The following is a 12,817-nucleotide window of genomic DNA, read 5'->3' on the forward strand; positions in this document are numbered from 1 at the left end:
GATTCCAAGGGTATGTCTGACAACGATTCGCACCCCTTCTCGACCGCGACCGGCGCCGATGTGCGCGTGCGGTTCTGCCCGTCGCCCACCGGTACGCCGCACGTCGGTCTGATCCGCACCGCCCTGTTCAACTGGGCGTACGCGCGGCACACCGGCGGCAAGCTCATCTTCCGCATCGAGGACACCGATGCCTCGCGCGACAGCGAAGAGAGCTACGCGATGATCCTCGACGCGCTGCGCTGGCTGCGCCTCGACTGGGACGAGGGTATCGACGTCGGCGGCCCGCACGGCCCGTACCGGCAGTCGCAGCGGTACGACATCTACCGCGACCTGATCGAGCGCCTGAAGGCGTCCGGCCACATCTACGAGAGCTTCGCAACCGGCGAGGAGATCGAGGCGCGCAACGTCTCGCTCGGCCGCGACCCCAAGCTCGGGTACGACAACTTCGAGCGCGACCTGACCGATGACCAGAAGGCCGCCTATCGCGCGGAGGGCCGCGAGCCGGCGCTGCGCCTGCGCGTGCCGGACACCGACCTGAGCTTCGACGACCTCGTGCGCGGCGAGATCACGTTCCCCGCCGGGTCGTTCAGCGACTTCGTCGTCGTGCGCCCCAACGGCCACCCGCTCTACACGTTCGTCAACCCGGTCGACGACGCGCTCATGGGCGTGACGCACGTCCTCCGCGGAGAGGACCTGCTGTCGTCCACCCCGCGACAGATCGCGCTGTATCACGCGCTCATCGATGCCGGAGTGACCACGTTCGTGCCGCGGTTCGGGCACCTCCCGTACGTGATGGGCGAGGGCAACAAGAAGCTGTCCAAGCGCGACCCCGAGTCGAACCTGTTCCACCACCGCGACCGCGGCTTCATTCCGGAGGGCCTCGTCAACTACCTGGCGCTCCTCGGCTGGTCGCTGAGCCACGACCGCGACGTCTTCTCGATCGACGAGCTGGTGGCCGCGTTCGACGTCGCCGACGTGAACCCGAATCCGGCCCGGTTCGACCAGAAGAAGGCCGAGTCCATCAACGGCGACCACATCCGCCTGTTGGAGGTCGGCGACTTCGCCGAGCGCACCATCCCGTACCTCGTCGCCGCCGAAGTGCTGACCGAGCCGCTCACCGACGCGCAGCGCACGGTGCTCGATCAGGCAGCACCGCTCGTGCAGGAGCGCGTGCAGCTGCTGGGCGAGGCCCCGGGGATGCTCGGCTTCCTGTTCACCGAGTCCACGTCGCTCACCGTCGAGGACGATGCCCGTGCGTCGCTGCCCGACAACGCGGGCGAGGTGCTGGCGGCGTCGATCGGCGCGCTGGAGGTCGTCCCGGAGTCCGAGTGGACGCACGACGCGATCGAGTCCGCCCTGCGCGACGCCCTGGTGGAGGCACTCGGGCTGAAGCCACGGGTCGCGTTCGGTCCGCTGCGCGTCGCGGTGTCGGGCCGCCGGGTCTCGCCTCCGCTCTTCGAGTCGATGGAGATCCTCGGCAAGACGGAGTCGATCGCACGTCTGGACGCGCTCTCGGCCTCGCTGGGCGCGTCGGAAGCCTAGGCCGAGCGGTGACGGCCAGCGTCGATGTCCTCGTCGTCGGGGGAGGCCCCGCCGGGCTCAGTGCCGCGCTGAACCTGGTTCGCGCCCGCCGCCGGGTGCTGGTCGTCGACGGCAACCGCCCCCGGCACGCGGCGACCCTGCGGGCGCACGGCTTCCTCACGCGCGACGGGGTCGCCCCGTCGGAGCTACGTCGGCTCGGGCGCGAGGAAGTCTCCGGCTACGCCGACGCCGACGTCGTGTTCGCGCAGGTGAGCGACGTCGCGGTCGAGGCGGACGGCTTCCGGGTGCGCGGCCGCGGAGTGCGCGGAGGCTCCGATGTGGACGTGGTCGCGTCGACGGTCGTGATCGCGACCGGTGTGACCGAGACGATGCCCGACCTCCCGAGCCTGCGGGCGTACTACGGGACGCAGCTGCACAGCTGCCTGGAGTGCGACGGTTTCGAGAAGGCGGGGGAGCCGCTCGCGCTGATCGGCGAGACGACGGACCTGGTGGAGCGCGCGCTGCTGCTCACGCAGTGGACGGACGACCTGATCGTGTTCACCAACGACGTCGCCCCGGTGAGCGACGACGAAGAACGCGCGTTGGCGCGACTCGGCGTGCGCGTCGAGCGCCGCGCGATCGACGACCTGGTGGGGGAGAAGGGCGTCATGACCGGCGTGCGGCTCGCCGACGGCACGGTGATCGATCGTGCGGGCGGCTTCGTCCGGCCCGTCTGGACGCCCGCGGTGTCCTTCGCGGACGCCCTCGACCTCGACACCGACTCCGACGGCTACCTGGTGACCGACGCGCAGGGGCGCACGTCCGTGCCCGGCGTCTACGCCGCGGGCGAGACCGCAGCGCCCGGGCCGCAGCAGCTCATCGTCGCTGCCGGGTCGGGCGCTGTGGTCGCCGCGGCGGTCAACCGCGACCTCATCGGCATCGCGGTGGACGACGCGGCCGTCCTCTAGCCTCGGTGCCGCGTCACTCGTCCGGAGCCGAGTTGTAGCGCTCCAGCATGCGGGCGAAAGCCTCCAGGTCGTCCTGTGACCAGCCTTCCAGGCGGCGGGCGACCGAGTCCAGCACGGTGCGCGTCGACTGGTGGAAGGCGGCGCTGCCGGCGTCGGTGAGCCGCAGCGCGATGCCCCGCGGGCCTCCCGCCGGTTCCTCATCGGCGATCACGTACCCGTGGTCGAGGAGCGCGCCGAGCTGACGCGAGACCGTCGAGCGGTTGAGCTGGAAGTGCGTCGCGATGTCGACCGCGCGGCAGCCGGGATTGTCCTGGATGTAGGTGAGCAGCGAGCGGTCGACCACCGAGAGCGCCTCGTCCTCGCGCCGCACGCGCGCGGTGCCGCGCCGACCGACCGTGAGGAGCTCGCGCTGCACGCGGGCGATCGGGTCGGAGTCGTCCGGGAGCGCGGGGGTCGTCATCGCCCCAGCCTACGGCCCGCGAGTTGCGCAATACAACGAATCGACGTATGTTGCTCTCTGCAACTCTGCACTCGAGAGGATTCCGACCACCGCATGTCCGCGCACCGCATCACGCCCGTCCCCGCTGTCGCCCCAAAACCGAGCGTCTGGCCGCCCGCGTCCTTCTGGAAGACCTTCGGCTCGCACATCCTCATCCCGCTGTTCCTCGCCGCGGGGATGGCGCTGGCCTACCTCGGTGCGTTCCACGCCGCGCAGCCCAGCAACATCCCGATCGGGATCGTCGGAGAAGGGCCGGCAGCGCAGGTCTTCGCCCAGACGCTCAACGACAAGGCGCCGGACGCGCTCGACGTGCGCACGGTCGCGACCGTGAAGCAGGCGGAGCAGAAGGTCGCGGACGGCACGATCTCCGCCGCGTACGCGACCGATGCCTCCCACGCGACGATCATCCTCTCGACAGCCGCGTCGCCTGCCGAGGCGAGTGCGGCGGAGGAGTTGCTGCTCCCGATCGCCTACCAGCAGCACCTGCCGGTGACGGTCGACGACGTCCGCCCGGTGCCGGCCGACGACATGACCGGCCAGGGGCTGTTCTTTCTCATGGTGGCGATGAGCGTCGGCGGCTACTCGAGCGCGATCGCGATCGCCGCTGTGACCGCACGCCTGGGCATCGGCTGGCGCATCGCCGTGTCGGCTGCGACGGCCGTCGTCGTCTCCGCGATCGGCGTCGTGGTCGCCGGCCCGCTCTTCCACGTGCTCACGGGCAACGAGTGGAGCATCGGCCTCCTCGGCGCGCTCTACACCTTCGGGATCATCGCGATCGGCGTCGGCCTCCACCCCATGCTCGGACGCTGGACCACGCCGGTGCTCACGCTGCTGTTCGTCATGCTCAACGTCACGACCTCGGGAGGGATCTTCCCGACCAACATGATGCCGCCCTTCTTTGCGGGCCTCAGCACCTTCTGGACGGGCGCAGCCTGGCTCGACGCGGCCCGCGCACTCACCTACCTGCCCGGCCAGTCCTTCGGCTTCGACGGCCTCCGGCTCGCACTCTGGGCGACCGCGGGTCTCGCGCTCATCGGCATCAGCCACCTGCTCACGCTGCGACGCAGACAAGCGGCCGACGACACGCTCGCAGCCACCGCGGAAGAGGAGGAGACGGCGACGGTCGCGGCCTGACCGGAGGGCCGCGCGACGGCTCGCCCGGCCCCCGCGGCGTTTTGTGGAAGCAGCGGAGCATAGGCTAGAGTTGTTACTCGTGCCCGGGCCTTGGCCCGAAGCCCTTGGGGTATGGTGTAATTGGCAACACGGCTGATTCTGGTTCAGTTGTTCTTGGTTCGAGTCCAGGTACCCCAGCTCAAGAGCCCCGGATTTCCGGGGCTTTTTTGTTGCCTGTTTTCTCGGCGGAAGTGATTGGTCAGCGTTTAGTCGCTATCAACTCGGAGCACCGACTATGGAGACAGCCCGCGGGGTTGGGAAATCGTCAGATGGACGGCTACGTTGACGAGTTGAATAGGGAGTATCCCGGAGAAACACCGTGGACGGGATCAGTCGTTACCTACGGAGGAAAATGACGCGGGACGTCATTCAGACAGCCTTCGACGAATTCATGAAGGCCGAGGGTTTCCGAAAACAGAGCGGCTCGTGGCACCGGTCGACATCGGACGTGGTGACCGTTGCCAATCTGCAGAGGTCTCAATACTCGCCTCGCTACTACGTCAACATAGGTCTCTGGCTGCGCGAACTCGGAGATGCGGTCGCTCCCAAAGAAAACAAATGCCATGTCCGCATTCGAATTGGGCAGTTGCTCGGCGCCCAAGACGATGCCCAGGTGAACTCGTTGCTTGATCTCGAGACGGAAATGCCCGACGACCAGCGACGCGGCGCGCTCCTTGCCATGTTTGGCGTTGTGCTCAGGCCAGCACTCGAGGCTGGAGAGAGCATGGAGACTCTTCGTTCACCGGCGGGAAGGCGGCTTCGAGAGGCCGCACTCGTTGCTGGGCGAGCTCAGGCCCTCTTGGCGCAGAATGATCGGCGTGCCAACGACGCCCCTTCCTGATCTTCTCAGGACGCCGCCCGATGTCGGCTGGTCCTGCCTCTCCAACTCGAATTGGCGACGGGCCAGGAACCGAGCTATTGGCCGAAGGGGCAGGGTCGGGGTCTCACGTCCTTCTCGTCGACGGGAGCGGGGAGCGGCCCCGCGGCGACGCCGAGTCCCTCCCCTCAGGCTCCGCCTGTAGCGCCGGATCTGGCAGAGCAATGCACCGGGGAATTCGATACTCAGCGAGCCCAGGCCGTCTTCTGGTCTGGGCTTGGAAAGGATGGAGAGACAATTGCGGCCAAGTAGGCAGCGGACCATGGGGGCACCACGCTCGAACACGCAGCGGCGGCAGAACGCTTCCGAAGTACAGTCCAGATAATCCATCGACAGTCGCAGGGTGGAGCGGGGGATCGGGCAGCTTCGCGCGTGGCGCGAGTGGTAATGTCCGGGTCGTACTAGGCAACTCGAGTCTCACCAGTATCTGGAACACGGTCGAGTTGCCCGAGCTCAAGTCGAACCCCGCCGTCACCTCTGTAAGCGCAATCGATACCGCAACCGGAGTGCCTACCTTGCTGTGGAGCCGCTAGTGAACTCGGACACGATCAGCGCCGCGATAATTGTCTACACGGGGATCGAAACAGCCAACTTTCCTCAGCGAAGCCTTGAGCGCGTAGAGGAGCATTTTCCAGGGCCGGAGGCCGAAGATCTCGCACGGACGGTTGACGCCCTGGAGACAGAGTTTTACGAGGTCAAGCCCAATCCTGACGAATCACTGGTTGAATCAGCCAACCGAGCTGCCGAAACCTTTGCCAGACACCATCCGGACTTGAGCGCGGACGCGGTCGCCGCCTTGCGTTGGTGCTTCGCGTTCGACTGGAAATGAGCGCTCGCGCCGACAGCAACACGCTCAGAGCTATGACGAATGCAACTTCGGCTTGAGGTGAACGGTGGACGCGGCGCAACTTCGGCAACTGCTAGTCGTATTCGTAAGATCCAACAGGTGGCACGCGCGCGTGCAGTTGGGATCGGTACGAGCATGATTGACAGCAAGAGCACCTCGGGCGGGAGGCGCGTGTGGGTGGCGACCATCCCGTTCGCCGTGTTTGCCGGGCTTTCTGTGATTGCCTTGGTGACCTCCGCATTCGGTCAGTCTCCCCAAAGGGGAGGGTCGGCGCTCGTGGCGATACTGGCCACTCTGGTGGGGCTCCCGCTTCTCCTTCTACTGATGGTGCTCCCGATCCTTGCCCCTCAACTGAACCGCAATCGGAGGCTTCGGCGGCGCTTCCCAGCGGCGACGGTGCTCACGTCACAGAAAGCCGCGGGACTTGATGAGGCGCTAAGTGCGCTGGGCGTCATCCCGAGCCCGGCCAGTCACGCGGATGTTGCCCCTCAATTCTTTGCGGTGCTCTTCGACGAGCGCGAGGTCAGTCTCTGGTTCGGGACTCGAGAGCCTGTCAAGGTCGCCCAGTTTGCTCGGCCGTCGATTTCGAACGCAGTCGTCGCCAGGCGGCAGCGGTACTCCGGATCGGCTGGCTCAAGCGCTGACCGACGAAAGGGCTCGCAGCCGCCCCTCCCACGCTGAATGGCGCCAACACCACTTCACAATGATGACGGGAATGGCGCCGCGGTCACGCGTGTTCTGCGGCGGCGGCGAGCCCTTTCAGTCCGGAGGTGGCTTCCGCCGACGATGCGTTTCATATCGTCGGCTCCACACCCCCCCCGATTCCGCACGAACTCTCAGATTGCGCGCTTCGCGTCACGGCCACATCCCCGTCTCTGTTCACCCGCGCGTAACCACCACGAGGGACACTCGTGGGACCGGTGTTCGCGGATCCGGGGGGTTCCGCCCGAACCGAAGGTCGCTCCATGACGTGGGCGACGGTGCGTCCGGTCTCATCCACAGGACGGGATGAGACCGGACGCACCCTCTTTCGTCCGCACCCGTCCGGCCCGGGGCGTGACCGTTGGACGAGCGCCGTGTCGGGTTCGCTGTCGCGAGGCGTACAATCGGTCCCACTCCTTCAGGAGGGAGGGGAGCTGATGGGATGGTTCGCCCGGCCTCGTGGAGCATCCTCTCCGCGTGATCCGCTGTCGGAGGACACGCTCGGCGCCCTCACGCTGCTCGCCGTTCTCGAGGAGGCCGTCGCGCAGCTCGACGCCGCAGAAGCACTCCTCGAGCGGTGCGCGCTCGCGGGTGATCCGAGGCACTCTGAGGGGGCGCGGTCGTCGGACCGCAGACTCGGCGTCGCGGAGGCCCGGCAGGGGTTGCGGCTGCGCATCGCCTTCACCCAGCTGTCGCGCTGGCTGGAGGGGATGGACTGCGAGCCGGAGCAGGAGTTGCTGCGCGCCGACACCTCCCGGCTGCTGCGGTTCTATCTGCTGATGATCAGCTCGGCGCTCGATGCCGCCTTCACGCCGTCGTCACGACAGCACATCGCGGTCCGCGGCGGGACCGGCGGTACCGCCGGCCGGCTCATCGAATTGCGCGATCTCGCTCGCGCGGCGGTCGAATAGCCCGCGCTGCGCGCCAGGTCATGGCGCGCCGTGGACGCCGGGCGACAGTGGCGCGCCGGAGAACGAGTCGATCACGGCGACCGACCCGAAACCTACGAGTGCGATCGCGACCACCGACAACAGGACAGCGACCAGCACGGACTGACGACGATTCATGTTCCCCCCATGAGCGACTGCTCGGAACCCAGCGCCCGGTCAGGTTAGCACCCTGCGCGGCCACAGGCAGAATCGTCGTTCCACCCCTGGGGCGTGTCGGTCATTCCGTCGGGATTCACGCTTGCGGAGGCACCCGGGGGTTCACGCCCTCCGTCGGACCCGGGAGGCCGCAAGCGCCGCCGCGCCCGCGACGACGGCCCCGAGAGCCGCGACGCCGCCGGCGATCAGCGGTGCACCCGATCCGGTGTCCGCGAGCTCGGTCGTCGTCATCGCCGAGGCGGCGCCACCGGCACCACCGGGCGAAGGCGGGGGAGGCGGCGGTGGTGGCGCGACGACCGCCAGCACGAAGTCCTGCGCGGTGAGCGCCTCACCCGCGTCGGTGATCGTGATGGTCCGCCGCGCTGCGCCGTCTGCTTCGAACCCCGGCGGCGGCGTCACGGTGATCGTGTAGGTGCCGGAGGTCAGGCCTCCTGTCGCGTACATCCCGTCGGCTCCGGTGGTGAGGACGGTCGTGCCGCCCGGGCCCTGGATGCTGACGGCGGCGCCGGCGACCGGCCCTGTGGCCGAGCTCACCGTGCCCTCCACGGCACCGGTGCGGGCGAGGGCGAAGTCGACACCGGGCACGTCCGACGTCGTCACGGTCTCGGCGCGGCTCGCGGGACCGCTCACGGTGTAGCCGGGCGGAGCGCCGACCGTGACGGTGTAGTCGCCGGCGGCGAGGCCTGCGAACCGGTAGCTGCCGTCGGCCCCGGTGACGACGCTCGACGACCCGCCGGCCGACGTGGCGGTGACCACCACGCCCGGCACGCCGCCTCCCGCGTCGGTGACCCGGCCGCTCAGGTCGGGGTTCGCGCGGACGGTGAAGTCGACACCGCCGATCGGAGTCTGCGATCCGGCCGGGACTGTGACGGGAACCGCGCCGCCCACCACGGTGAAGCCGGCGGGGACGCCGACGACCTGCACCTGGTACGTGCCCACCGCGGCCGTGTCGAACAGATAGGTGCCGTCCGGGCCGGTGGTCGTCGTGACGCCGGGCGCCAGCTGCACGGTCGCGTCCGGAACCGGGTTGCCGTCGGTGTCGCGCACGATCCCGCCGATCGCGACAGGGACGATCACGTGCATGCCGAAGTCCACCACCGCGTCGGCCGCGGCGAGGTCGGCCGGCCGGGTGCGCGCTCCGTCGGCGATCATTCCGGCGGGAGGACTGAGCGTGACGGTGTAGCCGTCGCTCGCCTGCACCCCGGTGAAGGCGTAGCTGCCGTCGGCCGCGGAGGTCGTGGTGGCGATGACGGCGCCGTCCGCGTCGCGCAGGGTGAGCGTCGCACCGCCCGGCGAGCCGGTCGCGGCGCTCACGGTGCCGGTGATGTCCCTGGCGAGCGAGGCGAACCAGGTCTGGTAGACCGGCAGCCCGGATCGCTGGGTGAAGATGAACGTCAGTGCCGAGATCGGGGCGTTCGGCTCGAACCAGCCGGCTGAGCCGTTGGTGTCGGCGGCGGCGGCGTTGCCGGTCAGCGTGAGGGTGGCCGGGTCCCACGCGGGGACGTCCGCCGCTGAGCCCGTGCACGACGGCTTGCCCGCGATGCCGGGTGCACAGTAGTTGAAGCCGCCGCGATACCCGAGCTGGGCCGCCGAGAGCAGAGCGCCGTCCGGACCGATCGCCCGCACCTGCAACTTGTCGGCGTCGATGTCGCCCAGCACGAACGTCCAGCCGGAGGTCGGCGTGGGGGCGGCGAACGAGTAGGTCGTGGTCGACGGCGCCGTCGGGGCGTCGGCCTTGGGCCGGAGGTTCAGATACGCGCGGCCCTGACTGGAGCCGTACTTCGCGCCCACCGGGGTGCCCGCGGCGAGCCAGGTGGAGGCGCCGCTGATCGTGCCGGTCTGGCCCTGCCGCGAGTCGGTCGTGACCGTCGCCGTCATCGGCGGTGTGTTGGCCACCTGCACGGTGTAGGCGTTGATACCCGTCGTCGCCCAGCCGGCCCAGAGCCCTGTCGTCACCGCGTCGGCGGGGGAGGCGAGCACGGCGGGCAGCGCAAGCGTCGCGAGGAGGGCGACAGGCACGAGCAGGCGACAGCGCACGACGGGAATCTACGCCGCGTCCGGGGACACGTCCAGAGCCGGTGGCGGCCGCCGCCGTCGGGCGAGGCCGCGGCTCGCAGCCGGCGAGGCCGCTTTCAGCGCCCGCGCCGCCTCCGCAGGCCGAACCCGATCAGGACCCCGCCGCCGATCGCCACCAGCACGCCGACCCCGCGCACGATCCACTGCACCTCGCCGGTGGCGGCGTCGATCAGCAGGGGACCGGCGAGGCCGACCACCACGAGCAGGATGCCGCCGACGAAGAACCAGGGGGAGCCGTTGGTGCGTTCGACCATGCCATCGAGACTACCGGCGCTCGGGAGGCGCCCGGCGAGCCGCCGTCACAGTCCTATCCCACACGGCGGGATTGCAGCGAACCCCGCTAGCGTTGACATCAGTATGCGCACCGACACCCTCGATCCGGTCCGACTCCGCTCGGACTTCCCGATCCTCGCCCGCGAGGTCAACGGCCATCCTTTCGTCTATCTGGACTCGGGGGCCACCTCGCAGAAGCCGCGGCAGGTCCTCGACGCCGAACGCGCGTTCGCGGAGCGATACACCTCCGCCGTGCACCGGGGCGCCCACACCGTGGCGGGGGAGGCCACCGAGCTGTTCGAGGAGGCCCGTGCGCGCGTCGCAGGGTTCGTCGGAGCCCGGCCGGAGGAGCTGGTCTGGACCTCCAACGCCACCGAGGGTGTCAACCTGCTCGCCTACAGCATGTCCAACGCCTCCCTCGGGCGCGGGGGTGTGGAGGCCGAGCGCTTCCGGCTGGGCGCGGGCGACGAGATCGTCGTCACGGAGGCCGAGCACCACGCCAACCTCATCCCGTGGCAGGAGCTGGCCGCGCGCACGGGTGCCACCCTGCGGGTGATCGGGCTGACGGACGACGGGCAGCTGCGGCTCGACCAGGCCGCCGAGCTGATCGGCGCGCGCACGAAGGTCGTCGCATTCAGCCACGTGTCGAACGTGCTCGGCGCGATCAACCCGGTCAGTGCGCTGGTGGAGCTGGCGCACGGGCACGGCGCACTGGTGGTGCTCGACGCCTGCCAGTCGGTCCCGCACCTCGCGGTCGACTTCCCCGCGCTGGGCGTCGACTTCGCGGTCTTCTCCGGCCACAAGATGCTCGGCCCGACCGGGGTCGGCGCGCTCTACGGCCGCACAGAGTTGCTGGATGCGCTGCCCCCGTTCCTCACCGGCGGATCGATGATCACCACGGTGACGCTGGAGGGCGCCGAGTACCTTCCGGCGCCGCAGCGGTTCGAGGCGGGCACGCAGCGGGTCTCGCAGGCGGTCGCGCTGGCGGCGGCGGTCGACTACCTCGACGCGGTCGGCATGCCGGCGATCGAGGCACACGAGGAGGAGCTGGGGGCGCGGCTCGTCGCGGGACTGTCCGCCATCCCGGGTGTGCGCGTTCTCGGCCCCGGGGTCGGAGTTCCACGAGTGGGCCTGGCGAGCTTCGTCGTGGACGGCATCCACTCGCACGACGTCGGCCAGTTCCTCGACGACCGCGGCATCGCGGTGCGGGTCGGCCACCACTGCGCCCAGCCGGTGCACCGGCGCTTCGGGGCGACCGCCTCCACGCGGATCAGCACCTACCTGTACAACACCGCCGACGAGGTGGATGCCGCCATCGAGGCCGTCGCCGACGCCAGGGACTTCTTCGGGGTGATCGACCGGTGAGCGACCTCCAGAACCTCTATCAGCAGGTCATCCTCGACCACGCGCGCGAGAAGCACGGCTTCGGACTGCGCGACGACGCGGCGGCGAGCTCGCACCAGTACAACCCGACCTGCGGCGACGAGGTGACCGTCGGCGTGCATCCGGCCGCGGACGGCCGTATCGGGGCGATCAGCTGGGAGGGGCACGGCTGCTCGATCTCGACGGCGTCGGCGTCGCTGCTGAGCGACCTCGTGCACGACACCGACCGGGCGACGCTGACCGCGTCGATCGGGGCGTTCCGCGAGCTGATGCAGTCCAAGGGCACGCTGGAGGGCGACGAGGAGCTCCTCGGCGACGCGGTCGTGCTCGCGGGCGTCTCGCGCTACGTGACGCGCGTGAAGTGCGCGATGCTGCCCTGGGTCGCCCTGGAGGACGCCCTCCTCAAATCCGCCTGACCCGCGTCGCTCTCGACGCTCGAGGGGCACGTTGTTGTCCCTTTCGGGCCCCGAAAGGGACAACAACGTGCCCCTCGGCGTGAAGGGTGTGCGTCAGGGGACGGGGGCGAGGTCGACCTCGTCGGCGATGGCCTCCAGCGCGGAGGGCAGGGTCGGGAAGGTCGTGCCGTAGATCAAGCCGGACGGCCCTGCGGCCGTCCAGGTCTCCGTCTGCTTCACGACCTTGCCGACCAGGTAGCGCTTGTGGCCGCCGAGCACCTGACGCTGCGCGATCGGCAGCGTGAGCGGGAACGCGTAGACATCGCCGCGCGGACTCACCACCAGCTCCCAGCGGGCGCGGCCCGGGTTGAACTTGCTCGTGAAGATGCGCGACATGATGGCCTTTTGTACCTCGCCGCCACGGTCCGCCGCCACGAAGATGACGGCCTGTTGCGGCGAGCGGCGGCAGATGGCGGCAGGCCGCTGCGCCGTCAGCCCCCGAGGTGCGCCAGCCAGGTCGTGAGGATGCGCTCCAGAGCGCGCGCGTCGGCGGGGGAGAGCTCGTCGAGGAGCCGCCGCTCGTTGGCGAAGTGCTCGGTGACGGCCGCGTCGATGCGGGCGACTCCGTCCGGGGTGAGGGCGACGACGCGACCGCGGCCGTCCGTCGACGATGTGCGGCGCGAGACGAGTCCGGCCTCTTCGAGCCGATCGATGCGCTTGCTCATGCCGCCGGTGGTCACCATCGTGTGCTGCGCGAGCTCGCCGGGGGTGCGCTCGTAGGGCGCGCCGGCTCGGCGAAGGGTGGCGAGCACATCGAAATCGCCCTCCGTGAGCCCGTGGCGGGCGTACACGGCGACGAGCTGTTCGGTCAGGAGGCCGGCCACCCGGTGCAGGCGGCCGATGACCCCCTGCGGTGCGGGGTCGAGGTCGGGACGCTCGCGACGCCATTCCTGCTGAATGCCGGCGACGCGGTCGGGTGCGGGGGTCATGGTTTCAC

Annotated in this window: 15 protein-coding genes and 1 tRNA gene; 10 read left to right on the plus strand and 6 right to left on the minus strand. The window is 69.5% G+C overall.

The window, feature by feature from the left end; all coding sequences use genetic code 11:
- Window positions 1–12: 12 nt before the first annotated feature.
- A complete protein-coding gene (gltX, locus tag JNB50_RS17170) occupies window positions 13–1,542 on the plus strand; it encodes a glutamate--tRNA ligase (RefSeq protein WP_208041392.1) in 1,530 nt (509 codons plus the stop codon).
- 8 nt (window positions 1,543–1,550) lie between these two features.
- Window positions 1,551–2,489 carry an NAD(P)/FAD-dependent oxidoreductase gene (locus JNB50_RS17175; protein WP_208041393.1) on the plus strand — a complete coding sequence of 313 codons (939 nt, stop codon included), beginning with the start codon at window positions 1,551–1,553 and terminating at the stop codon, window positions 2,487–2,489.
- A 13-nt stretch (window positions 2,490–2,502) separates the two neighbouring features.
- Here JNB50_RS17175 and JNB50_RS17180 read toward each other — a convergent pair whose 3' ends face one another.
- On the minus strand, window positions 2,503–2,949 hold the full coding sequence (locus JNB50_RS17180) for a MarR family winged helix-turn-helix transcriptional regulator (RefSeq protein WP_208041394.1): 447 nt from the start codon (window positions 2,947–2,949) through the stop codon (window positions 2,503–2,505).
- Between the two features lie 93 nt (window positions 2,950–3,042).
- Between JNB50_RS17180 and JNB50_RS17185 the strand changes: the two genes are divergently transcribed.
- From JNB50_RS17185 to JNB50_RS17210, 6 genes are all read left to right on the plus strand, one after another.
- Window positions 3,043–4,122, plus strand: a complete 1,080-nt coding sequence (locus tag JNB50_RS17185; RefSeq protein ID WP_208041395.1) for a hypothetical protein — start codon at window positions 3,043–3,045, stop codon at window positions 4,120–4,122.
- Window positions 4,123–4,227: 105 nt separating this feature from the next.
- Window positions 4,228–4,299 (plus strand) — tRNA-Gln (locus JNB50_RS17190).
- 214 nt (window positions 4,300–4,513) lie between these two features.
- Window positions 4,514–5,002: a DUF4304 domain-containing protein gene (locus tag JNB50_RS17195; protein ID WP_208041396.1), complete on the plus strand. Its 489-nt coding sequence runs from the start codon at window positions 4,514–4,516 to the stop codon at window positions 5,000–5,002.
- A 568-nt stretch (window positions 5,003–5,570) separates the two neighbouring features.
- Window positions 5,571–5,867, plus strand: coding sequence for a hypothetical protein (locus JNB50_RS17200; protein WP_208041397.1), 297 nt, complete (start codon window positions 5,571–5,573; stop codon window positions 5,865–5,867).
- Between the two features lie 153 nt (window positions 5,868–6,020).
- A complete protein-coding gene (locus JNB50_RS17205) occupies window positions 6,021–6,566 on the plus strand; it encodes a hypothetical protein (protein ID WP_208041398.1) in 546 nt (181 codons plus the stop codon).
- 458 nt (window positions 6,567–7,024) lie between these two features.
- Window positions 7,025–7,498 (plus strand): hypothetical protein, encoded by a 474-nt coding sequence (locus JNB50_RS17210; RefSeq protein ID WP_208041399.1) that lies wholly within the window; start codon window positions 7,025–7,027, stop codon window positions 7,496–7,498.
- A gap of 18 nt (window positions 7,499–7,516) precedes the next feature.
- Here JNB50_RS17210 and JNB50_RS17215 read toward each other — a convergent pair whose 3' ends face one another.
- From JNB50_RS17215 to JNB50_RS17225, 3 genes are all read right to left on the minus strand, one after another.
- A complete protein-coding gene (locus tag JNB50_RS17215; RefSeq protein ID WP_208041400.1) occupies window positions 7,517–7,654 on the minus strand; it encodes a hypothetical protein in 138 nt (45 codons plus the stop codon).
- A 141-nt stretch (window positions 7,655–7,795) separates the two neighbouring features.
- Window positions 7,796–9,730 carry a carboxypeptidase regulatory-like domain-containing protein gene (locus JNB50_RS17220; RefSeq protein ID WP_307794773.1) on the minus strand — a complete coding sequence of 645 codons (1,935 nt, stop codon included), beginning with the start codon at window positions 9,728–9,730 and terminating at the stop codon, window positions 7,796–7,798.
- Window positions 9,731–9,825: 95 nt separating this feature from the next.
- Window positions 9,826–10,023, minus strand: a complete 198-nt coding sequence (locus tag JNB50_RS17225) for a hypothetical protein (RefSeq protein WP_208041401.1) — start codon at window positions 10,021–10,023, stop codon at window positions 9,826–9,828.
- Window positions 10,024–10,126: 103 nt separating this feature from the next.
- Between JNB50_RS17225 and JNB50_RS17230 the strand changes: the two genes are divergently transcribed.
- Both JNB50_RS17230 and sufU read left to right on the plus strand, forming a co-directional pair.
- Entirely contained in the window at window positions 10,127–11,407 is a 1,281-nt protein-coding gene (locus tag JNB50_RS17230) for a cysteine desulfurase (RefSeq protein WP_208041402.1), read from the plus strand.
- The gene (sufU, locus tag JNB50_RS17235; protein ID WP_208041403.1) at window positions 11,404–11,841 is read left to right on the plus strand and encodes a Fe-S cluster assembly sulfur transfer protein SufU; all 438 of its coding nucleotides are present in this window, start codon (window positions 11,404–11,406) and stop codon (window positions 11,839–11,841) included. The genes JNB50_RS17230 and sufU overlap by 4 nt, the downstream gene beginning before the upstream one ends.
- Before the next feature lie 93 nt (window positions 11,842–11,934).
- Here the strand turns inward: sufU and JNB50_RS17240 are convergent, their stop codons facing one another.
- Window positions 11,935–12,216, minus strand: a complete 282-nt coding sequence (locus tag JNB50_RS17240) for a hypothetical protein (protein WP_208041404.1) — start codon at window positions 12,214–12,216, stop codon at window positions 11,935–11,937.
- Between the two features lie 95 nt (window positions 12,217–12,311).
- Window positions 12,312–12,809 carry a MarR family winged helix-turn-helix transcriptional regulator gene (locus JNB50_RS17245; protein ID WP_208041405.1) on the minus strand — a complete coding sequence of 166 codons (498 nt, stop codon included), beginning with the start codon at window positions 12,807–12,809 and terminating at the stop codon, window positions 12,312–12,314.
- Window positions 12,810–12,817 lie beyond the last annotated feature (8 nt).

It is taken from the genome of Leifsonia sp. TF02-11 (genome assembly GCF_017565305.1).
Lineage (GTDB): Bacteria > Actinomycetota > Actinomycetes > Actinomycetales > Microbacteriaceae > Leifsonia.

What these genes read in the sequence shown, in the direction of transcription:
- JNB50_RS17215 (WP_208041400.1), bottom strand. Translation starts at nt 7,654, where the DNA reads ATGAATCGTCGTCAGTCCGTGCTGGTCGCTGTCCTGTTGTCGGTGGTC.
- JNB50_RS17210 (WP_208041399.1), top strand. Translation starts at nt 7,025, where the DNA reads ATGGGATGGTTCGCCCGGCCTCGTGGAGCATCCTCTCCGCGTGATCCG.
- JNB50_RS17230 (WP_208041402.1), top strand. Translation starts at nt 10,127, where the DNA reads ATGCGCACCGACACCCTCGATCCGGTCCGACTCCGCTCGGACTTCCCG.
- JNB50_RS17240 (WP_208041404.1), bottom strand. Translation starts at nt 12,216, where the DNA reads ATGTCGCGCATCTTCACGAGCAAGTTCAACCCGGGCCGCGCCCGCTGG.
- JNB50_RS17245 (WP_208041405.1), bottom strand. Translation starts at nt 12,809, where the DNA reads ATGACCCCCGCACCCGACCGCGTCGCCGGCATTCAGCAGGAATGGCGT.
- gltX (WP_208041392.1), top strand. Translation starts at nt 13, where the DNA reads ATGTCTGACAACGATTCGCACCCCTTCTCGACCGCGACCGGCGCCGAT.
- JNB50_RS17180 (WP_208041394.1), bottom strand. Translation starts at nt 2,949, where the DNA reads ATGACGACCCCCGCGCTCCCGGACGACTCCGACCCGATCGCCCGCGTG.
- JNB50_RS17195 (WP_208041396.1), top strand. Translation starts at nt 4,514, where the DNA reads ATGACGCGGGACGTCATTCAGACAGCCTTCGACGAATTCATGAAGGCC.
- JNB50_RS17205 (WP_208041398.1), top strand. Translation starts at nt 6,021, where the DNA reads ATGATTGACAGCAAGAGCACCTCGGGCGGGAGGCGCGTGTGGGTGGCG.
- JNB50_RS17225 (WP_208041401.1), bottom strand. Translation starts at nt 10,023, where the DNA reads ATGGTCGAACGCACCAACGGCTCCCCCTGGTTCTTCGTCGGCGGCATC.
- JNB50_RS17185 (WP_208041395.1), top strand. Translation starts at nt 3,043, where the DNA reads ATGTCCGCGCACCGCATCACGCCCGTCCCCGCTGTCGCCCCAAAACCG.